The sequence below is a fragment of the Nostoc sp. NMS2 genome (assembly GCF_017115105.1).
Taxonomy (GTDB): domain Bacteria; phylum Cyanobacteriota; class Cyanobacteriia; order Cyanobacteriales; family Nostocaceae; genus Nostoc.
Window position 1 is genome coordinate 1 of the sequence record NZ_JABXKH010000127.1, and the last position, 21,391, is coordinate 21,391.

Below are 21,391 nucleotides of genomic sequence, written 5' to 3' on the forward strand. Positions count from 1 at the left end.
TGGTTACAGGGTTGACGGAAGTGGTTACAGGGTTGACGGAAGTGGTTACAGGGTTTGTTTTTGTTTGGTGCGATCGCTTAATTATAAAAAGTATTCACTTAGCTGGTTCTGGTGGTAAACCAAGCTTGGCTCGAAAATCTTTGTCATATTTAGCCTTATCCCAATTTTTAGCAGATTTAACTTGCTCAGGAGTCAGGTATTTGGCATCGCTGAGGTCGGCACCGCTGAGGTCGGCACTGCTGAAGTATGCACCCCTGAAGTATGCACCCCTGAAGTATGCACCCCTGAGGTCGGCACTGCTGAGGTCGGCACTGCTGAGGTCAGCCCTGTAGAAGAAGACATGCGTGAGCTTGACACCGCTGAGGTTGGCACCGCTGAGGTTGGTATCGCTAAGGTCGGCATTTGTGAGGTTAGCAAAGCTAGGGTTGGGGATGAGACCCCTGAAGGCATTGCTGAAGTGGGCATTACTAAGATTGGCGTAGCTGAGGTTGGCATCGCTGAAATTGACATCAACGAGGTTGAGACCGCTGAGGTTGGCGTATCTGAGGTCGGCACTGCTAAAATTGGCAATTACGATGAAGGCATTGCTGAGGTCGGCACCGATGAGGATGGCACCGCTGAGGTCGGCACTGCTGAGGTTGGCACCGCTGAGGTTGGCATTGCTGAAATCTTTCTTAGCTAGATTCTCACCAGCTTGGACTAGTTTTTCAAGTGCTTGAATTCTTGCCTGACTATACTCCTTTCCTCTAGCAGCATCAACAGTCTGCCAAAGTTGGTTTATCCTAATTGGTTTCTCAATACAGCACTTACGGCAGCTATGAGGTACATTCCCAAATCTGAAAGCTTTGATAGGAGAGGGCAAGGAAAAAAACTGTATTGCATAATAGCCGGAAGCGCTGTAACTACTACGCCCAGATATACTGATGAAACCAGCGGGATAATGAAGAAAAAATTATTAATTGACTGAAAGCGATTATTCCGTCTTTGTCTGACACTTGCTTGAATAAACTCAATAGCTAGGTCAGATAATCTTAAGTTCTCAGTCTGTTGCTTCTGAAAATCTTCTACCTCTCTTAACCGCTTCCCCTGAAAGAGATAATCCTTAACCCCTTGCCTATCTCGCCATTCAATAGCTGCCGCTTCAATTTTTCGCTTTTGTCGCAGTATGTCCCGACTTTCCTCAATCCATTTGCGTAATAGCAACCAATGGCGAATCAGTGCTTCATGTGCCACATCTACCACAGCAATTTGATTAGATAAGGTACTGGTGACAACTAGCTTCTCATCAGCTAACCGTTGAATTATTCTATTGATCGTAGCTTCTGGATGCTGTGAAGTAACTAAATCTCGTTGCACAACCTGTCTACGCGTATCTTCTGTTCCTTCTCCCAACTGCGTCAATTCTAAAAAAATCCGCTTTGTTGCTTGCTGTTCTTCAAGTGATAATGATTCATAAACTTCTGTAGCGCGTGTTTGCAGGGTTCCCCTGACTCCACCTAGTTTGCTATAGGTAGTCAGGGTTAACCGTTCTTCAGTTCTTTGCTGCCATAGTTTTGTCAGCGTGTACTGCAACAACGGTAAACTTCCCGGTGAATTTTCTACATCTGCAATCATTTGAGAAACTAATTCCGGTTCTACTGCTAAATTCACCTGTTCAGCCGGTTTGATAATTGCTGTTTCTAATTCCTGCTGATTCATCGGTGTTACCGTTACTAAATTCTCTTGAATTTTCTTAGCTAGTCCGCCATACTCTTGTTCGAGACATTTGCCAAAGAAATCAGCCCGCATTGTGATTATTAGGCAGAGTTTATTGTCATCTCGTTGCAAAGCACCTAGCACACATTCAAAAAACTGCTGTCGTTTTGTAATGTCTTGACATTGAGTAAAAGCTTCCTCAAACTGGTCTACCACTAACACTAAGCGTTGAGTTTGTGCAGCAGTAATCAACTGTCCTAAACCAACTGCACCTTTCGCAATTAATTCTTCTGCTTTTGCTAATTGAGATGCGCGTTCAATATCTGATAATTCTGATTCTAAAAATGCCAGTGCTAAATTTTGTAAGGGGTTAATCCCTGGTCGAAATATTTTCAACTGCCAAGTGTTGCTACCTGATAATCTACGTCCTAATTTTAATTGATAAAGTAAACCCGCTCTAACTACACTAGATTTACCACTTCCTGATGCTCCCAACACAGCGAGGAAATTACCCGATCGCACTTTTTCTAATAATTCGTCGGTTAACGCTGTTCTGCCATAAAATAAGTTAGCATCTGCTTCTGTGCAATCAAAATAAGACAATCCTTTGTAAGGACAAGTAGCTGATACCTGTACTGTGGAGTTAACAGGAGAGGAATTCCATTTGCGGGTGAGATTAATTGCTTCACCAGAGTTAGCAAATATGGGACGCTGGGGGAACGGGTGATGTTCTTGATTGAGCAAGTCTACTAAAGTGTAGTTACTCACCCAACGGTCTTGTTTTGGTTCCAAACCTTGAAGCAGTGCAGCAGTGAGAACGCTGTGTTGGCTGTTAATGTCTTCAAAAGCAACTTCAAAATCACGAGAAGCCGCAATAAAACACCTATCTCTACCTTTACCGCGATCGCCTGGATCTGCCTCTGCAAAATTTAGCACCTCTCCGCTATAGCAGCAATCCAAAATTACAATTTTTTGTGTTACTTCACTTTCTTGCAGCAGTCGCCGCAGCCATTGCAAAGATAATCCCCAATTACCTGCATCGGGGTTGACTTCACTCGTTGCTAAATAACCTTCCTGAATTCCTAAATTTTTCCGCAACCCATGACCAGAAAAATACAGTAGCGCTGTGTCTGGTGGCTTACCATCTGGCTTAAATAATTGAACGATCGCTCTTTCTAACTGAGTTAAACTAACTTTAGTTTGCTTACCAATGCGAATCGTCTCATTTTCCTTGTCTTTGACTGCTGGTAGCCACGTTACCTGGAATTCGCCGCATTGTTGTAAAATTTGAGCGATCGCTTCAGCATCCGCAGCTGGTGCGTTGAGACATTTTAAGCGGTCATACGTATTAATTCCCACCACCAAAGCGTCTCGACTCATATTAGTAAGCTTTATGAGAGTTTAGTCGCATTATTTCCAGCTTCTACAAGAAATTTACCGCATTTTCCGTAAAAATGTGTAGGGTAGTCAACTTAAGCAGGGCGAATTCTAACCGCCCATTTCGCGTTAAATTGACTACACGCAATTCTTTTAGGCGAGATTTATCCCATGACTCAACTCACACCTATTCATTTAGAAGATGGCACGATTATTTACATTGAAGCCACAAATAACGTAGATGCACCACCAGTTAGCATCGAAGTTTCTCCAGAGGGAGAGGAAGAAGCGCTAATTGATAAGGGATGGGATGCTGATGCTGCACAAAAACAAATAGTGCAAAATTTCCAAGCAATTGAAGGTACAATTCGGGCTTACACTGTTTATTCACTCAATGCTTTTAAGAAAATCCCCGTTGCTAATATTGATAAAGTCACTCTAGAATTTGGCATCAAAGTTGGCGGTGAAGCAGGTATACCTTACATAACTAAAGGCACGGCTGAAAGCAATCTTAAGGTAACGGTGGAGTGTTCATTTCCTGACCAACCGGAAAAGAAAACTCAGCAATCATGAGTGAGAATATTGACGCTAGCAAAATTTCTATTATTATCCCGACTCTCAATGAAGCAGGGAATATTAAACAAGCCATTGCTACTACTCAAGCCAATCTAAATATAGAAGTCATTGTAGTCGATGGTGGCTCTAGTGATGATACTGTAGCGATCGCTCAGTCTTTAAATGTCAAAGTTATCTCATCATCTCCCGGTCGTGCTGTGCAAATGAACGCGGGTGCTGTAGCGGCTAGCGGTGAGATTCTGCTATTTCTCCATGCAGATACCCGTTTGCCAACAGGGTTTGATGAGATGATTCGCACAGCACTACAACAACCTGGGATTGTGGCTGGTGCTTTTAAGTTGCGGATTGATGCGTCACTTTTAAGTTTACGATGGGTGGAATGGGGAGTAAAAATGCGATCGCATTTTTGCCAAATGCCCTACGGCGACCAAGCAATTTTTTTAACCAAGGAAGCATTTCAGCAAATTGGCGGTTTTCCTGAATTGCCCATCATGGAAGACTTTGAACTCATGCGTCGGTTAAAACCTATCGGACGTATTGTAATAATCTCTACACCAGTTCTTACTTCAGCCCGTAGATGGTTGCAAAAGGGAGTATTTAAAACCACCCTACTTAATCAATTAGTAATTATTGCTTATTTACTAGGCATTTCACCTGAGCGAATTCGTAGCTGGTATCGCCGAGAAAAATTTAAGAGAATTTAAGCTGTTTCTCATGTCAGTAGTATATCTTAGTGGCAGTAGATTCGAGATGTAAGTTTCAACGTTGCACCTTTGAACCTCAACGTTGCACCTTTGAACCTCGAAGTTGCACCTTTGAACCTCAACGTTGAGCCTTTAAACCTCGAAGTTGCACCTTTTAACCTCGAAGTTGCACCTTTTAACCTCAAAGTTGCACCTTTTAACCTCAAAGTTGAGCCTTTAACCCTCAACGTTGAGCCTTTTAACCTCGAAATTGCACCTTTAAACCTCAAAGTTGCACCTTTAAACCTCCTACTTCTTGCCTGCTGCTTTCTACTTATCAACATGAAGAAGCGCTTATTAAATTTTAAACTCCAACTACTACTGCTAAGTTGCTTAGTTGTCGCTTTTATAATTGCCGCTAAACAATTAAACTTTCAAGGACTTTTACACGCCTTAGTTATTTGGGTTGAGAGTCTTGGCATCTTCGGCCCTATCGCCTACATAGTCATTTACAACTTGGCAACCTTACTGTTTATACCGGGTTCGCTTCTAACGCTCAAAGGTGGTTGTTTGTTTGGAGTATTTTGGGGGTCAATATATGTGCTAATTGCTGCAATCATCGGAGCAACCTTAGCTTTTATCATTGGACGCTACCTTTCACGAGACTGGGTTTATCGACAAATGGATAAATATCCTAAATTTAAAGCAATTGATTTAGCAGTTGCTAAAGAGGGATGGAAAATTGTCTTGCTAACTCGTCTCTCTCCCGTTTTTCCCTTCAATTTATTAAATTATGCTTTTGGAGTAACACAGGTTTCTCTGAAAGACTATATATTAGGTTCCTTTGGCATTATTCCTGGTACTGTGATGTACGTTTATATTGGTTCTTTAGCTGGTAATCTTGCCATGATTAACACGTCTTATCAACCAACTACTTCAGAAACTCAAGTCTGGCAATGGATAATGCAAGTCGTTGGGTTGATTGCTACCGTTGCCGTGACTGTATATATCACAAAAGTTGCTCAAAAAGCATTAGCTCAATGTGTAGCAATCCAAGAAATAACAATCCATGAGAAAACTAACAATTCTTCAGATATTTAAAAGTATTAATGCCAGAAAATTGCAGAAGTTTTTGAGTGTAAGTGCATTAATCTTACTGATATTAGTGAGCGTTTTTTCATTCAATACAGACCCAGCTTTGGCACAAGAATCTGTAAATCCAAATTCTTTGAATCCCCAAGCTATTTTACGCACAGCCTTACAGTGGATTGATAGCCTGGGTGCGTTGGGAGCTATAGCTTTTATTGCCCTTTATATTATCGCTACCGTCGCTTTTTTCCCTGGTTCTATTCTCACTTTGGGAGCAGGTGTAATTTTTGGTGCAGTTTGGGGTTCTTTCTATGTATTTGTCGGTGCAACCCTTGGCGCTACTGCTGCTTTTCTTGTGGGGCGTTATTTAGCAAGGGGCTGGGTTGCTGGTAAAATTGCAGATAACAAAAAATTTGCCGCCATTGACCAAGCAGTTGGTAGAGAAGGATTAAAAATTGTCCTGTTAACCCGACTCTCACCCATATTTCCTTTCAATTTATTAAACTATGCTTTTGGGATCACGGGAGTTTCACTGAAAGATTACTTCATCGGGTCTGTGGGCATGATTCCTGGAACCATTCTGTACGTTTATATAGGTTCCCTTGCAGGTAATCTTGCCATGATTGGTACTGAGGCTCAACCTAACAACCCGAATTTACAATGGGCGATTCGGATTTTGGGTTTGATTGCGACAGTCATCGTTACAGTTTATGTAACCCGGATTGCACGCAAAGCTTTAGAAGAAGAATTGTAGAGGTGGACAGTTCTCTTACAAAGAAAGGCAGGAGGAACTTACACTTAAAAACGTGGGATTAAAACAAGGACGTGCGTATCGTACCAGTATCTTATTTTTACAGCTATTTTCAGATAAATAGACCATGCAGGTAGGGGCAATTCATGAATTGCCCCTACACACAGATGTGGTTCAAATACATGAAAAGTGCTGTAAACTGCGGCTCTAGTAGTCTGTCAAGCGAAGTTTGAAGGGTAAAGGAACGAACCGCCAAGACGCGAAGTACACGAAGGAAGGAAGAGAAATTGAAGAATTTATTTACTCGTCAAAGTTGAATTGACAGACTACTAAACCCAGAACAAAAGTTTTCAATTATACTTCTTTCCTCCTGCCTCCTCTTGTAAATTATCGATTGCTGAAACGTTTATACACGAAAACTTCAATCGTATCTGTCAATTCCCAAACGGACAAAATAATTCAAAGGCTGTATTCCTTATTAAACAACCATAAAAAATAAAAGACTAAGCCGCCTCAAGTTATCGGGATTCCTAATTTTGCATTCCATAAAAGCAGTTGACTTTAGTATTTTCAATTCTTAAAAGAGGTTTCGCTAATGACCAATTCAGATTTAGAGAGAGTCACGGTTCGCCCAACGGATGAGTATAACCAAAAGTTGGTGTCTCACGTCCATCCGCCAAACTGGGTTAATCCTCAACCGGCAGATGTTTATGATTTGGTAGTAATTGGGGCTGGTACGGCGGGATTAGTGGTAGCGGCGGGGGCTGCGGGTCTGGATTTGGGTTTAAAAGTGGCGTTAATTGAAAAGCATCTCATGGGTGGAGATTGCTTAAATGTTGGTTGCGTACCATCTAAAACTATTATTCGGTCTGCCCGTGTCGTTGGCGAAATCTGGGATGCTAAAGACTTGGGAGTTAATATTCCCCAACATAATATAGATGTGGATTTTCCCAAAGTCATGGCCAGGATGCGGCGGGTAAGGGCTGATATCAGCCACAACGACTCGGCGGAGCGGTTTCAAAAGTTGGGTGTGGATGTCTTTTTGGGTAGCGGTCGATTTGCAAGTAAAAATACCGTGGAAGTTGGCGACAAAACCCTCCGGTTTAAAAAAGCTGTAATTGCTACTGGTGCGAGAGCCGAACAATTGTCAATTCCAGGAATTGAAAAGGCGGGTTATCTAACGAATGAGACGGTTTTTTCTCTAATTCAACGACCGGAACGTTTGGCGGTGATTGGTGGTGGCCCCATTGGTTGCGAATTGGCGCAAGCTTTTCGGCGTTTGGGTTCTGAGGTGGTACTTTTCCATAGCGGTTCGCATCTTCTGAATAAAGAAGACGCTGAAGCTGCTGAAATTCTGCAAAAGGTTTTGATTAGGGAAGGAATTCGCGTGGTGCTGAATTCCAAATTAGAAGAAGTAGTAACTGTTACTGAGGGGAAACGGCTTTACTTTTCTTCTAATGGTCATCGAGATTCAGTGACAGTAGATGAAATTTTAGTCGGTGCGGGGCGATCGCCAAATGTGGAAGGTTTGAATTTAGAATCAATTGGGGTGGAATACGACAAGCGTCAAGGTGTGAAGGTAAATGATTATCTCCAAACGACGAATTCCAAAATTTATGCAGCTGGCGATATCTGCATGAACTGGAAATTTACCCATGCTGCTGATGCTGCGGCGCGAATTGTAATTAAAAATACGCTGTTCTCTCCCTTTGGCTTAGGACGCTCGAAACTCAGTAGCTTGGTGATGCCGTGGGTAACTTATACTGACCCAGAAATTGCCCACGTCGGGTTGTATGAACACGAGGCGCAGAAATTGGGTATTGAGGTGACGACAATTAAGATACCTTTTAGTAGTGTAGACCGAGCGATCGCAGATGGTGAAGAATCAGGATTTCTCAAAATCCACCATAAAAAGGGGTCTGATAAAATAATCGGTGCAACTATTGTCGCCAGTCACGCAGGTGAGATGATATCAGAAGTGACTACAGCAATAGTGAATAAGCTTGGTTTGAGTAAGTTAAGCAGTGTGATTCATCCTTATCCCACTCAAGCCGAAGCTATTAAAAAAGCAGCTGATGCTTATCGCCGCACACTCCTGTCATCAAATACCAAAAAATTGTTGGGATTTCTGACAAAGTTATCTTGACTAAGAATTTTAGATTTTAGATACTTCGACTCCCCCTGAGCGCAGTCGAAGGGAGTCGAAGTATCTAAAATCCAAAATTGTTTGACCAAAATCAGTCAACAGTTGTTTGGCTGTTCACTGATTGTTGCTTACATCCGGTACAGAACTTACGCAAAACTTTAGCCGAAACCCTTATTTTCACGTCGGGGCAATTCATGAATATTGGTGTCAACTTAAGTCAGAAAGCTTATTCCACAGTCATTTTACCCCACCCCTTAAATCCCCTCCCCGTTCACGGGGAGGGGAGATTTTGTCGCTAGACAAAAGCGGGGTGGGGTTGCGAGGGGATAATTAGTAATTGAGTGGACTTGGTATAACGTTATTGCAACGATTTCACGTTAAGTTGACACCTATGATTCATGAATTGCCCCGACTATTACGAATCTCCTTTGCTCAGAAATTGCTTAACCGTCTTGGGTTTAATATGAGGATAGCGAGCATTTCCAATCCGATCGAGTTTGCCCTTACCCGATACCATTGCGTAAATATACTGATGGTAAACGTACTCTTCGAGTGAACTGGCTGAAGCTTTTTTGGCAGTAATCCAGGCTTGAAATTCGGTAACACTGCCCAATTGTTTTTCGGTTAATTTAGTGCCTGTCGCCGCTTCATAAGTGGCTTTCAACTGCTTCGGGGTTAGAGTGTCACCCGCGACTTCCAGTGCCGTGTTCACCAAGCTTGAGTCGCTCACCGCTTCCGCCACATACTTGGCAGTATCATCAGTGGTCGTGAAATCCATCGGCGTTTCACCATCACCCCAGTATTGAAATATCTGATGTTCTAGGTCAAGCAACGGCATATAAGCAATGCTATCCATAAATGCCCCGTTGAGAACTAGGGTATATTCCAAACCGCTTTGCTGAAGATACTCAAATACTTCCTTACGCTTATCCAAATTGTCATTGTCCCCGTAGTCCAGCTTGCGATAGTCCACGGAGTAATCTGAAGGAATGAACCGCTTCACGCCCTGCTGTTTCGCCGCATCAATCAAGTTTTTCTGCCCTGGCACAGTCACGTCATTGTTGCCGACCGCAGAGACGACCACATCAACCCCATCACAAACAGACAGCAGCGTTTCAGGTTTCATTAAGTCGCCTTCCACAATCGTGACACCCTTGGCTTTCATTGCCTCAATTTTTTGACGATTCTCCGCACTACTATCATTAATCGAGCGCACCATTGCCCGAATATCAACGGTTCCTTTGTCAACGAGAGCCGCAACAATTTTAGAACCCAACATTCCGGTAGACCCGACCACTAAAACAATTGATTTTGTCGTCATACTTTTTGTAAAGTTTATAGAGTTATAGAGATTGATTGCAATACAGTTCGGTTAAGGTTTTTGATGAAAATTCTAGATCGCAAAGATGCGATAAATCGCCGTCAAGACGAAAGACCAATTATTGTAGAGACAGCAATTCATCGCGCCTCTTGCCTTAACTCACAAGCGGAGCGAGTCTGGTGAATTAACAAAGTACATTCCAACCCTCTGGAGCAGTGGCTGAATCTGTTCTAGGGAAAAGGGTTTGTCAATTCCTGGTGGTGGCATAGAACGAGTCAGCGCAGGCTGCCCCATTTCGATTATCGTTTGCTCAAATCCACCAGGCGTATAGAAGTTGAGAATCTGGGCAACCTCACTATCGACCCGGAACGAATGAATTGTACCGCGCGGAATTGAGACAAAAAAGCCATCATGAGCCTTCAAAATTTCATCCCCGGCTTGAAAGGTAATCTCTCCGGCAATGAGATAGAAGCTCTCATCTTGATCGTGATAATGTGGTGGCGCACCTGAATTTCTAGGACAATACTGTTCCAGCAAGGCGTAAGCGCCTCCGGTTTGTTGACTGCTGGCATGGAGTATCCACAAAATGTCTACCAGCCAGTATGCAGGAGCATCTTGACGGTTTGATAGAAAAGGAATAGGTGTGTTTGGATGATTCATAATTTATGGTGAAAGAAGCTTAATTTTCATCCCTTGATTGACCCTGCGAATTTTGGATTTTAAATACTTCGACTCCCTTCGACTGCGCTCAGGGCAAGTCGCTCAGTACAAGTTTTGGATTTTGGATTGTTCCTTGGTTCAAGCCCCGATACCAGTTGCTTATCTTGGCTTGTAGCCCAGACCGCAGTGGGCGGAACAAATCTAACAGCGCTCAATCTAAAATCCTCAAGCTACAACCCTCTCTTTGGGTGCAGTAAATCTAAAATCTAAAATCCAAAATCTAAAATTGTTTGACCAATCTATAGAAATCGTAGGATAAATGAAGCTTGACCGTCTTGGATAATCTTGCTTTTTGACAGTACATTCTTGCCCTAAGCGCGGAACTGGCCGGGTGAAACACCAAAATGGCGCTTGAAATGGCGGTTAAGGTGACTTTGATCGACAAAGCCTACCTGAACTGCAATGTCAGCGATTAAGAGATTTGTAGTCTTGAGTAGCCGTTTCGCCTGATTAGTGCGACATTTGAGTAAATACTGATGTGGTGTTAACCCGGTCGATTGTTTAAACAAACGGCTAAAGTAATAAGGACTTATATGCACCATTTCAGCCATGATCATCAGGCTAGGATTCTGCGCCGAATGCTGGTGAATATATTCAGTCACTTGTCGTAATCGAGCCTGTGATAATCCATCAGAATAGCTTTCAATTTTGGGCTTTTTGGTCGAGTAGTGCTGTAGTAAATGAGCAGAAAGTGCGGTTGCCATTGACTCGGTGTAGAGGCGACCGTAGGCATTCTCAGACTCAAGATTTACTTTTAGAGCAATCCCAATTTGATAAATTAACGGGTCATTTAACTTGAATTGGGGTATAATATCAAGTCGATCCGGATCGGCCACTTCATCCGCGATCTGCTCGATAAACGTGGGTTCAAGGTGTAGAGCAATCCACTCACTTGCATCCTGTAAACGGACTGATACAGGAGTAGTTGCAGGGGTTAAACAAATATCGCCGTTTCTGAAGCGATCGCATCGTAGATGACCATTCAGCAATTGCTCTTTGATCGCGACGGCGTGATTGAGATGAATTGTGATCAGATGCTGCGAGAAACAATGCTCAGGGGTCTCAAGGGCATTGTGGTATTTGTAATAGCTAACTCTGACTCCATTCCAGAATCCTTTTTGACTAGAAAGAACGGGCGCACTTGAACCAATTTTTGAAATGAATTCGTCGCTGGTAACATCAAGTTTTAAGGGCTGTTCTGTAGTCATGGTTCTTCTACTGGCTGTTGAAGTCTTGCCAAATTAAACAAGTACTTGGGTTACGAATAGCACTCCTTCTTAACCATTGATATCTATCTGGAGTTAGGATTGTGCGACGTTTGCTCGCAAAAAATTCTCCGCATCCCTACCGATAACTCTGCACAATAGCTTGATATCACAATACTCCGAACAGTTTTAAGTTGAGCCAATCGACAAGAAAGCTATCGATCCATTAGGGTGCTGATTAGAAGAAACAAGCAACCGGAACGATAGCTATATGGAAATTGCACAAAGCTTGCTGGAAAAAATAGGGGTCTTGGGTTTAAGACAAGAACACTGAACTCTCGTAAGAAAGCGGGAAGCTAATGCGACAGTAGCTCTAAATTAGTAGGGGATTCGACCCCTACTGATTTACTCCAACTGAGACTCCTGCCTCCTTCAACTCTAAACAGATCGGAAGCGATCGATCTCACCCCCGGTCAAGTTTGCGTAGTAAAGATTGCCATCTAGTCCAGTGGTAAGTTGTGTAGGCACTCCTAGATTTGGTGTGTCTGATTGAGAAGCAAACCGCTTAACAGAGACAAGTTTGCCCTGGCTATCGAATTTCAAAGCATCAATAGTTCCTTGACTGAAATCACCAACGAATAACGCACCTTGATAGATTGAGGGGAAAGTATTACCTGTGTAAAAGTCACCCATGACGATGGAATTGGAACCAAAATGCTTGTAAGTGTAAACTGGTGCTGTAACAGTTGCGCCACTACTATAAAAGTCTTTTGCTGCATCTAGGGTAGAATATTTTGGTTGTTGCAGGTTGACGATATTGCTATTTGCATCAAGACCACCTTCATAGAACGGCCAGCCAAAGTTAGCTCCTGGTTTTCCGATATTGACCTCTTCGTAAGTAGCGAAGCCAACATCACCAATAACAGGGGTATTGGTCTTCTTATCAATTGTGAAACGGAAGGGGTTACGCAGACCTAAGTTATAGACCTTGGAACGATTGCTATCGGGATCGCCGTTGTAGAAAGGATTACTTGATAAACCTTGACCAGTAATCGCATCAATATGCAGGATCTTACCGGACAGATTATCGATACTCTGAACGCGAATTGCTCGCGGATCTACCCCATTGTAGGAAGTGCCATCTCCTATGCTCACAAACAGAGAACCATCTGTGCCAAAGCGCACAGAACCAACTGAGTGAGATTCACTATCGCTGGCTATAAAATTCTGGATATTTTGGACTTTATCGAGATTATTAAGATAATCCTGCAAGCTGGTAAAGGGCTTACCTGTATCTTTGTTGACAATTCCTGATGGTGCATAGTCAAGTGAGACATTTGTACTGTTGCCATCAGGCTTAACAATATTATCCCAAGTACTATTTTTGCCTAGCAACACAACTTCGCTGCCAGCAATGGCAGTAGTGTAATTAGTGTTGGGGTCAGCTGTTACCCGAATTAGCCGTCCAGAACGATTCCCATTCTGATCGGGATTGTCTAATGTGCTATTGGGATTATTCTTAGAATTGCTTGGATTAGTTTCTGGTGGATCGTAGGTAAACACGAGGTAGACGTAGTTGTTGCCGGTTGGACTCTTGCCAAAATCTGGATGTACGGCAATGCCTAAAAGACCGCGATCGCGCGTGTCATTTACCTGTCCAGAAATATCGATAAATGGTGTTGCTAATAATTTGCCGTTGTCTAAGACTCGCACTACCCCATTTTTCTGGGCAACGAACATCCGCTTCTGGTCGGATGTCCAGTCAAAAGCTGTGGGTTGATTCAAACCAGAAGCTAGCGTATCTATAGTAAACTTACCAGAGTCATCATCAAGAATCGTGATAGTTGTCTGTTGATTGGTTAGCTGCACCCCAACTGCATTACTGAACTTCAAAGTAAATGTTTCATTAGATTCCCCAACGTTGTCATTAATAATGGGGATAACAATTGTCTTGCTGGCTTGTCCTGCTGCAAAACTCAAGGTTGCAGATACAGTCTGATAGTCAGATCCAGCTTTAGCAGTTCCATCCACGGTTGTGTAGTCCACACTAGCAGCCCCTACAGTGTTACCCCGTGTCGCTGTCACTGTAGCAGTACCGTTACCCTCATTAATTACTGGCGCAGTGAAATCGATGTCAGAGCGATCGTTATCTTGAATCGTAATTCCGAGAGTTCTTTGGAGTCCTAGTGTTGCTCCCCCTGCCTGATCGATGACAAAATTAAAGGTTTCATCGGCTTCTGCTAATGAATCGTCATTGATCAGAATTGATACCTGTCTGCTGCTTTCTCCCGGCGCAAAAATAATTGTTCCAGCGCTTTCGGTACCTTCAGTTCCGTAGTCAACTCCTGCTGTGGCAGTACCAGCTAGAGTTGCATACTTGATTGAAGATGTGCTGCTTAAATCACCACTCCTGAGCAAAGTTATAGTTACATTACCAGCACCTTCGTTCACAGTTGTGGAAGATGATCCTAATGTGATTGTGGCCTGAAGGGCTGGTGAATACAGTTGTGACTGAGGAATGATTTCTTTGGTCTGAGTAGCACTCGACCAAGCCAACTTGGAAACGGCAGTGACAGTATTTTCAAAGTATTCAAGTTTAATATCGTACTTCTGACCTGCAATTAGTGCGATCGAGCCGACAGATTCGGTGGCAGATTGATTGATAAACTGATTGATGATTTGCTGACCATTGACCGACAGTCGCACACCATCATCAGCCGTGGTATAGAAATTGTAAGTCTCACTGTACTTGGCTTGCACCTGACCTGTCCAACGGGCTGAGAAGGTATCTGCACCAATGGACGGATCTGGAGAACCATAAGCCCAGTCATTGTTCACCGTCGCATCTGTACGAGTTACCTTCAGGTTGGTGAAGTCGATGTTGTCGTAGTACTCTGCTTTGAGTCCATTGCCGCTGCCACTAGCAGGTATGTTGTTTTGACTATAAAGTTGTGACTGGGGAATGATTTCTTTGGTCTGAGTAGCACTCGACCAAGCCAACTTGGAAACGGCAGTGACAGTATTTTCAAAGTATTCAAGTTTAATATCGTACTTCTGACCTGCAATTAGTGCGATCGAGCCGACAGATTCGGTGGCAGATTGATTGATAAACTGATTGATGATTTGCTGACCATTGACCGACAGTCGCACACCATCATCAGCCGTGGTATAGAAATTGTAAGTCTCACTGTACTTGGCTTGCACCTGACCTGTCCAACGGGCTGAGAAGGTATCTGCACCAATGGACGGATCTGGAGAACCATAAGCCCAGTCATTGTTCACCGTCGCATCTGTACGAGTTACCTTCAGGTTGGTGAAGTCGATGTTGTCGTAGTACTCTGCTTTGAGTCCGTTGCCGTTGCCATTAGCAGATGCGTCGATTTTACTATACAGTTGTGACTGGGGAATGATTTCTTTGGTCTGAGAAGCGCTTGACCAAGCCAGTTTGGAAACAGCTTGAGACGTATTTTCGTAGTATTCAAGTTTAATATCGTACTTCTGACCTGCAACCAGGGCGATTGAACCACTGTTTTCTGTAGGCGATTGATCGACAAACTTATTAATGATTTGTTGACCATTGACCGACAGTCGCACACCATCATCACTAGTGGTATAGAAGTTGTAAGTCTCGCTGTACTTGGCTTCTACCTGACCTGTCCAACGCGCTGAGAAGGTATTTTCATTGACGGACGAATCTGGAGAACCAAGACCCCAGTCAAAGTTCACTGTCGCATCTATGCGGGTTTTCTTCAGGTTGGTGAAGTCGATGTTGTCATAGTACTCTGCTGTGAGTCCATCTCCCTGAGAAAGCACACTGGCGCTAGCCCGAGCAGAAATACTTGGTAGCGTCTTATCAAGGGTTTGTAGAGATGATTTATCACTATTTCCAAGTGCTACTACCTGTTGATTAGGATTTTGATTCTGTAATTCATTCATTGAAATATATGCCTCACAATAGTTCTAAAACTAATTCCAAAATCAATGTTTGGAACTAGTTTTATAATGGGTATTTCCAACAAAAAATGCGTAACCATACTAGATGGAAACATATCTATAAGCTAATAAAAAATTTTCTTATTAATATGTTTCTTGTAACAGTTTATCTCAGTTGCTGATAGAAACTATTACTTTTATGTATGCCTATTCGCTCATATACCTTTTTAATGGGCTGCCTATTTGTATCAATCTCAAAATGAACGACTATGACATGATGTATCTTTCTATATATTCTTTGAAAGTAGATTATATAGAAAAATTGGCACTACAAAAAATACTAGATATTATCTGAAGAGCGTATTAGTCCTTATGAATCGTTATTTTTTGCAACACACTTCTGATTTTTTGATTAAATTCACCAAACTGAATTTAATTAAAAATTATAAGTTACCTCTCTTGAGAGCTTCTAATCTAAACTGATATGCAGTTACATAAAGTTGAGGCAAAGCAACACCCAAGGTAATCAGATAAATACTTAAGTGGTCAAGAGTATATTTTACATACGGTTATTTAAGTAATGCCATTAGATTGATCAACTACACATTGGACACTATATCACGGTGTTATGTCTATCTTTTTTGTAGAACTTTATTTAAATATTCACATTGCTATATACCTTTTTAAAGGAATATAAAAGTTTTAATGATTTTTAAATAAAAATTGCCAGTATAGGGGATGATGCCATATTTTCTATCCTCATAGTTATTAATTACATGAAAATTGTATAAAGAAAGTTTTTAATATTTAAAGATTTGAAAAAGTAATATTTATCTATGCTTCATCTTGACTGTTAATTGATATCTTTGCTAAGTAGGTTGGCGCAATTAAAACTAACTGGCAAGGGCTGTCATTTGTCTTTTGTCATCGGTCATTAGTAAGGACTTCAAGCTTGTTCACGTTTCGTAACATAAATTGGTTTATTTCTGCCAACTTACTTACAAACAGCAGAGATATATGGCGTTTCCTAATCATACAAGGTACATCATAGTCCCCTATCGAAGAGCCTACGGTGTACACACAAGTCTTTGAGAGTTGCCTCACAAGCTTTTGATCCCCCCTAACCCACGCCAGTCGCTCCTCTACAGCGCAACTCTTGGAGACGCTTTGCGTTAAGCGAAGCTATGCCGTTCGCGCAGCGTCTCTAAGAGTTGGCTTTACGCGCATCCTGCGGCGGGGGAGACCCCTGTTCCCGCGCTGGCTCCCCTTAAAAAAGCAGGGCCGATTCATTCCCTAAAAGGCTTTAAAAATCAAGAGTTCTAGCAATTTAAATTTGATTATTTTGCTAAGAGCGTGTCGAGAGAACAGATAATTACACTGTTGTTTATGTGCTTAAAAGTCTATTCAGTCGCTACTCATACTTATGATTTTTATCGCTAACTATCTTGACAAATCCTGTTTAAGAGGGAACGAAACAGCCCTGCCTTAAAAAAGGGGGAACCGGGTGCTTTTTGAGTAAACCTATTTTAGGTGGACTATTCAGCGAATCGCTATGAGACTCTCCCCGTAAGGGTAAGACGATGAATGCAAAAACTTATCAACGTCCAAAACCCTAACTTTTTCGTTAATTTACAAAAGTTTTTAATTTACTGGAAGTCAGAAAAATTACAAATTGTCTTCTACGGTAGTGAGTGGAGGGATGAACACCGATAAAATGCGATCGCTTGGCACATGACAGGTAGTCAGACTAGAAGCGATGTCTGACGTTATTGGGAGGAATATTAGGTGCGATCGCTACTGTCTAGGCTTACTTTCTGCAAAGGCGATTAGAAGTAGCGATCGCTGCACTAACCTGGTAGCTATTTCTCTTTTAGCTTTTATCTCCGGTTCAGCACTACCGTTTCTATTTCGCTACCTCCGTTTAGATCCGGCATTTGATGTCAGCACCAATTGTTACTACAGAAGTTGATGTAGTAGGCGTTTTGATTTATTTCAATTTGGCGCAAGTGATTTTAAAATTATGAAAAAGTCATTAGTCATTGAGTGAATAACAAACTACAAATGACAAATGACAAAGGACAAATGACTAATTTTTACAATTCTGATTCCGTTACCGGAGCAACAATTTCACCAGTACCCATTTGCAATATCATGTCTTGCTCAGTAATTAATCCACTGAGTTCTTTGACTTGCAAATTCATTTCTTCACAAGCTTGTCTGAGTTCTGTTGCAAATTTGTTGAGGTCTTGACCATAGCCACATTGATAAGCAGCAGTTTCAATTCCTTGCTTGGCATTTGCTCTAGCACAATCTACTAGTTCTGTGCCATATAGTGGTGTAGGAGATGCCATAGACGTAGTTATTGTTTCTTAAATGTACGCTGTTAAATAGACTATCAATATTTCAATTTTTACTCATCTCTCCAATGGAAGACAATGAGGGTAGAGTTAGGAGTGATTAGTTTTTAATCGTTAGTCATTTGTCTAAAGTTAATAACCAATGACTAATGACTAATGACCAATGACCAATGACTAATTTAGCCATTGACAACTTCGCCACCATTTACATGTAACACTTGTCCAGAGACATAAGAAGCATCATCAGATGCTAGATATACATAGCTGGGAGCAACTTCTTCTGGTTGTCCGGCTCGTTGCATTGGTACTTGTTTGCCAAAAGTTTCAATTTTCTCTTCTGGAAAAGTTGAGGGAATTAAAGGTGTCCAAATTGGCCCTGGTGCGACAGCATTAACGCGAATTCCTTTTGACACCAAATTTTGTGATAAGGAGCGAGTAAAAGCAACGATCGCACCTTTTGTAGAAGAATAATCTAGCAGTTGTGGGCTACCTTTATAAGCTGTTACTGATGTGGTATTGATGATAGAACTACCTGTTTGCAAATGCTTGAGTGCAGCTTTAGTCATAAAAAACATTGAGAATATATTAGTGCGGAAAGTTCGCTCTAATTGTTCTTTGGTGATTTGCTCAATACTTTCTTGAGGATGCTGTTCGCCGGCGTTATTGATGAGAATATCGAGTTTGCCAAATTCGCCAACTGTTTGTTGGATAGCTTGCTGACAAAAAGTTTCATCGCCAATATCTCCTGCGATAGTTACTGCACGACGACCTTGTTTTTCTACCAAATTTTTTGTTTCTTTGGCATCGTCGTGTTCATTCAGGTAAAGGATAGCCACATCTGCACCTTCTTTAGCAAATGCGATCGCTACAGCACGACCAATACCACTATCTGCACCCGTAATCAATGCTACTTTATCTTGTAACTTGCCACTACCCCGATACTGGACATCATCTGCTTTCGGTTTTGGTGTCATTTCTGATTCAACACCTGGTACTTCTTGCTGCTGTGGCGGTTGCAATTTTTGCTCTTTTTTCTCTTTTGATTTAGCCATAGATTTTGCCTTGTTAATTGAATATTGAATCGGACATCAATTACCCCCCATCTTTCTCATTAACTATTTTCAACGGAGAGTTAGAGGGAAATGACCAGCAAAAACAACTATCAAACTATCATCAGATGAAATATTTATATTTTTCATCTGCTATTAGGCTAACTATTAAATTGCTGTGATTTATCGCCCCATAGAGGTAAACTAAGCTAAATCTGCTCAACCTTAAGACAGAAAATAAATTAAATAATAAGAGTTATTCTAATTAGTTAATCTTGATATCTTCTAGCTAACTCAAGAACCGTGCCGTTTTCGATAAATGAAAATATAAATTTCTACTTTCTCACTTTGTGGTTACACAACTACCTACTGGTCTGTCAAGTTTAAATTTATGGATAGACAACTTTATATTAATGAGTTTAATCCTTGTTTTCTAAGCACTAAACTCATTACTTCAAACGTTTAAAACCAGTTTGACAAAATAGTAATATTATGAAGTCAAATTTAATTAGTATTAATTTAGGCTGATATCTGCATAGCCACATTTTTGTAGGATAAAGTACTTAATGACAGAATAATTACTAATTCGTAATTCGTAATTAATGGACAGAGCAACTCAATTCATTGATGGAGATAAAAACATAATTCCTAATTTCTGCGCTCCCGACTTCGGTCGTGGGATAACAATTACGAATTACGTAAAGCTTGCGGCATGGATTTAGTTAACGCGGATGCCAGAGGCTCTATTATCAATTACGAATTATTTTGACTAATTACCAAACTAATAGGCCAAAAGCCTCCGTGGTGCGCTACATTGGGAGCATTAGAGGGCAGGGGTTATGGCAATACTAAATATTTCCGAGTTAGAGCAGGTTGAAAAGTTTCGCCAATTACAATTAACCCTGCGCGATCGCTGGAAAACGATCGAGTCATTTGACTATAGTGAAGCGGATATTTTAATTATTCCCTCCCTAAGTCTTGACCAGCGCGAACTCCAAAAGATCGAAGGCTGCGAACATTATGAAGAAAGATTGCTATTTTCTTTAATTCGGTTGCAGAATCCCCGAACTCGCCTGATTTATGTAACATCAGTACCACTGCATCCTAGTATCATTGATTATTATCTGCAACTTTTGCCAGGAATTCCCTTTTCTCATGCTCGCAATCGCTTGCTGCTACTTTCTACTTACGATTCTTCCCTTAAACCTCTCAGCCAAAAGATTTTAGAACGCCCCCGTCTACTAGAGCGGATTCATCAATCTTTGAGGCTAGATAAATCATTTATGATCTGCTACAACTCTTCGCACTGGGAAGGCGAATTGTCTTTAAAATTAGGTGTACCACTGTATGCTGCTGCACCAGATTTACAGATTTGGGGGACAAAAAGTGGTAGTAGGGAAATCTTCAAGGCAAGCGGAGTACCGCATCCAGATGGCAGCGAAAAAATTTGGAACCACACAGATTTGGCAGAAGCTACTAGTGATTTGTGGGAACGACAACCGACATTAAAACGGGTAGTAATAAAACTCAACGAAGGTATTTCGGGAGAGGGAAATGCCTTGCTCGATCTTAGACCAATTGAGAATTTAGCACCAGGTATTGGTACTCATGCTCAAAGGGTAGCAGCAATTAGCGATCGCTTCTCAACAATGCGCTTTCAAGCAAAACTTGAGACTTGGGACAATTTTTCGGGAAGAATCCCTGAGTTGGGAGCGATCGCCGAAGCATTTGTGGAAGGGGAAATTAAGCGATCGCCCAGCGTCCAAGGACGGATCACTCCCACTGGCGAAGTAGAAATCCTTTCAACCCACGACCAAATTCTCGGAGGCCCAGACGGTCAAATTTATCTTGGTTGTCGCTTCCCGGCTGATGAAAGATATCGATTGCAATTACAACAATTAGGACTACAAGTTGGTAGAAAGTTAGCAGAGAAAGGTACTTTAGAGCGATTTGGTGTAGATTTTATCGCCGTTGACAAGGGTAACAGTGAGTGGGATATTCAGGCGATCGAAATTAATCTGCGTAAAGGTGGCACAACTCATCCATTCATGACTCTGAAATTATTAACAAACGGTCGCTATGACCTTTCCACAGGCTTATTTTATAGTCAGCAAGGTCGTCCAAAATATTACATTGCCACTGATAATTTGCAAAAAGAGCGTTATCAGGGATTGTTACCTAATGATTTGATGGATATCATCGCTGAACACAGACTGCACTTTGACAGTGGCACAGAAACGGGAACAGTGTTTCATCTCATGGGTTGTCTTTCGCAGTTTGGCAAGTTGGGATTAACCAGTATTGGTGATTCCCCTCAACAAGCACAAGATATTTATAACAAAGTTGTCAAATTTCTGGATGAAGAAACCCGCAGTGAAAATCATGATTTCTCGGCGTTTTCAGGTTATTCCTTTCCCGTAGCTTGGGATGAACATAGTTAAGGTTCGAGTTATTGGTCATTAGCTATTCTCCCCCTGCCCCCTTCCCCC

The 21,391-nt window shown here is 41.8% G+C and carries 14 protein-coding genes and 1 pseudogene; 7 read left to right on the top strand and 8 right to left on the bottom strand.

All coding sequences use genetic code 11. The annotated features are described in order from the left end of the window. Positions 1 to 94 precede the first annotated feature (94 nt). Entirely contained in the window at positions 95 to 862 is a 768-nt protein-coding gene (locus HWQ36_RS22195; protein WP_292706539.1) for a pentapeptide repeat-containing protein, read from the bottom strand. Continuing rightward, on the bottom strand, positions 778 to 3,075 hold the full coding sequence (locus tag HWQ36_RS22200) for a caspase family protein (RefSeq protein ID WP_292706540.1): 2,298 nt from the start codon (positions 3,073 to 3,075) through the stop codon (positions 778 to 780). The genes HWQ36_RS22195 and HWQ36_RS22200 overlap by 85 nt, the downstream gene beginning before the upstream one ends. A 168-nt stretch (positions 3,076 to 3,243) precedes the next feature. Here HWQ36_RS22200 and HWQ36_RS22205 point away from each other — a divergent pair, with 168 nt between their 5' ends. The 5 genes from HWQ36_RS22205 (at position 3,244) to HWQ36_RS22225 (ending at position 8,317) form a co-directional block, all read left to right on the top strand. After that, positions 3,244 to 3,645 (top strand): CU044_2847 family protein, encoded by a 402-nt coding sequence (locus tag HWQ36_RS22205; protein ID WP_292706542.1) that lies wholly within the window; start codon positions 3,244 to 3,246, stop codon positions 3,643 to 3,645. Then, positions 3,642 to 4,352: a TIGR04283 family arsenosugar biosynthesis glycosyltransferase gene (locus HWQ36_RS22210; protein WP_292706544.1), complete on the top strand. Its 711-nt coding sequence runs from the start codon at positions 3,642 to 3,644 to the stop codon at positions 4,350 to 4,352. Before HWQ36_RS22205 ends, HWQ36_RS22210 begins: the two co-directional genes overlap by 4 nt. 321 nt (positions 4,353 to 4,673) lie before the next feature. Beyond that, on the top strand, positions 4,674 to 5,432 hold the full coding sequence (locus HWQ36_RS22215) for a TVP38/TMEM64 family protein (protein WP_292706610.1): 759 nt from the start codon (positions 4,674 to 4,676) through the stop codon (positions 5,430 to 5,432). Next, the gene (locus tag HWQ36_RS22220; RefSeq protein WP_292706546.1) at positions 5,401 to 6,174 is read left to right on the top strand and encodes a TVP38/TMEM64 family protein; all 774 of its coding nucleotides are present in this window, start codon (positions 5,401 to 5,403) and stop codon (positions 6,172 to 6,174) included. The genes HWQ36_RS22215 and HWQ36_RS22220 overlap by 32 nt, the downstream gene beginning before the upstream one ends. A 592-nt stretch (positions 6,175 to 6,766) precedes the next feature. Beyond that, positions 6,767 to 8,317 carry a mercuric reductase gene (locus HWQ36_RS22225; RefSeq protein ID WP_292706548.1) on the top strand — a complete coding sequence of 517 codons (1,551 nt, stop codon included), beginning with the start codon at positions 6,767 to 6,769 and terminating at the stop codon, positions 8,315 to 8,317. Positions 8,318 to 8,732: 415 nt separating this feature from the next. Here the strand turns inward: HWQ36_RS22225 and HWQ36_RS22230 are convergent, their stop codons facing one another. From HWQ36_RS22230 to HWQ36_RS22245, 4 genes are all read right to left on the bottom strand, one after another. Continuing rightward, entirely contained in the window at positions 8,733 to 9,614 is an 882-nt protein-coding gene (locus HWQ36_RS22230) for an aromatic alcohol reductase (RefSeq protein WP_292706550.1), read from the bottom strand. A gap of 183 nt (positions 9,615 to 9,797) precedes the next feature. Beyond that, positions 9,798 to 10,298 carry a cupin domain-containing protein gene (locus HWQ36_RS22235; RefSeq protein WP_292706552.1) on the bottom strand — a complete coding sequence of 167 codons (501 nt, stop codon included), beginning with the start codon at positions 10,296 to 10,298 and terminating at the stop codon, positions 9,798 to 9,800. 371 nt (positions 10,299 to 10,669) lie between these two features. After that, on the bottom strand, positions 10,670 to 11,566 hold the full coding sequence (locus HWQ36_RS22240) for an AraC family transcriptional regulator (protein WP_292706554.1): 897 nt from the start codon (positions 11,564 to 11,566) through the stop codon (positions 10,670 to 10,672). Positions 11,567 to 12,001: 435 nt separating this feature from the next. Then, the gene (locus HWQ36_RS22245; RefSeq protein WP_292706556.1) at positions 12,002 to 15,499 is read right to left on the bottom strand and encodes a PA14 domain-containing protein; all 3,498 of its coding nucleotides are present in this window, start codon (positions 15,497 to 15,499) and stop codon (positions 12,002 to 12,004) included. Positions 15,500 to 17,165: 1,666 nt separating this feature from the next. On the opposite strand from HWQ36_RS22245, the pseudogene HWQ36_RS22250 reads away from it, so the two are divergent. After that, positions 17,166 to 17,520, top strand: a pseudogene (locus HWQ36_RS22250) (magnesium transporter); the annotation flags it as partial. A 69-nt stretch (positions 17,521 to 17,589) separates the two neighbouring features. Here the strand turns inward: HWQ36_RS22250 and HWQ36_RS22255 are convergent. Both HWQ36_RS22255 and HWQ36_RS22260 read right to left on the bottom strand, forming a co-directional pair. Further along, entirely contained in the window at positions 17,590 to 17,847 is a 258-nt protein-coding gene (locus tag HWQ36_RS22255) for a hypothetical protein (RefSeq protein ID WP_292706558.1), read from the bottom strand. Between the two features lie 185 nt (positions 17,848 to 18,032). Continuing rightward, entirely contained in the window at positions 18,033 to 18,905 is an 873-nt protein-coding gene (locus tag HWQ36_RS22260; protein ID WP_292706560.1) for an SDR family oxidoreductase, read from the bottom strand. 836 nt (positions 18,906 to 19,741) lie between these two features. Between HWQ36_RS22260 and HWQ36_RS22265 the strand changes: the two genes are divergently transcribed. Beyond that, positions 19,742 to 21,343 (top strand): peptide ligase PGM1-related protein, encoded by a 1,602-nt coding sequence (locus tag HWQ36_RS22265; protein WP_292706562.1) that lies wholly within the window; start codon positions 19,742 to 19,744, stop codon positions 21,341 to 21,343. Positions 21,344 to 21,391 lie beyond the last annotated feature (48 nt).

What these genes read in the sequence shown, in the direction of transcription:
- HWQ36_RS22235 (WP_292706552.1), bottom strand. Translation starts at nt 10,298, where the DNA reads ATGAATCATCCAAACACACCTATTCCTTTTCTATCAAACCGTCAAGAT.
- HWQ36_RS22225 (WP_292706548.1), top strand. Translation starts at nt 6,767, where the DNA reads ATGACCAATTCAGATTTAGAGAGAGTCACGGTTCGCCCAACGGATGAG.
- HWQ36_RS22260 (WP_292706560.1), bottom strand. Translation starts at nt 18,905, where the DNA reads ATGGCTAAATCAAAAGAGAAAAAAGAGCAAAAATTGCAACCGCCACAG.
- HWQ36_RS22265 (WP_292706562.1), top strand. Translation starts at nt 19,742, where the DNA reads ATGGCAATACTAAATATTTCCGAGTTAGAGCAGGTTGAAAAGTTTCGC.
- HWQ36_RS22255 (WP_292706558.1), bottom strand. Translation starts at nt 17,847, where the DNA reads ATGGCATCTCCTACACCACTATATGGCACAGAACTAGTAGATTGTGCT.
- HWQ36_RS22215 (WP_292706610.1), top strand. Translation starts at nt 4,674, where the DNA reads ATGAAGAAGCGCTTATTAAATTTTAAACTCCAACTACTACTGCTAAGT.
- HWQ36_RS22220 (WP_292706546.1), top strand. Translation starts at nt 5,401, where the DNA reads ATGAGAAAACTAACAATTCTTCAGATATTTAAAAGTATTAATGCCAGA.
- HWQ36_RS22245 (WP_292706556.1), bottom strand. Translation starts at nt 15,499, where the DNA reads ATGAATGAATTACAGAATCAAAATCCTAATCAACAGGTAGTAGCACTT.
- HWQ36_RS22205 (WP_292706542.1), top strand. Translation starts at nt 3,244, where the DNA reads ATGACTCAACTCACACCTATTCATTTAGAAGATGGCACGATTATTTAC.
- HWQ36_RS22210 (WP_292706544.1), top strand. Translation starts at nt 3,642, where the DNA reads ATGAGTGAGAATATTGACGCTAGCAAAATTTCTATTATTATCCCGACT.
- HWQ36_RS22240 (WP_292706554.1), bottom strand. Translation starts at nt 11,566, where the DNA reads ATGACTACAGAACAGCCCTTAAAACTTGATGTTACCAGCGACGAATTC.
- HWQ36_RS22200 (WP_292706540.1), bottom strand. Translation starts at nt 3,075, where the DNA reads ATGAGTCGAGACGCTTTGGTGGTGGGAATTAATACGTATGACCGCTTA.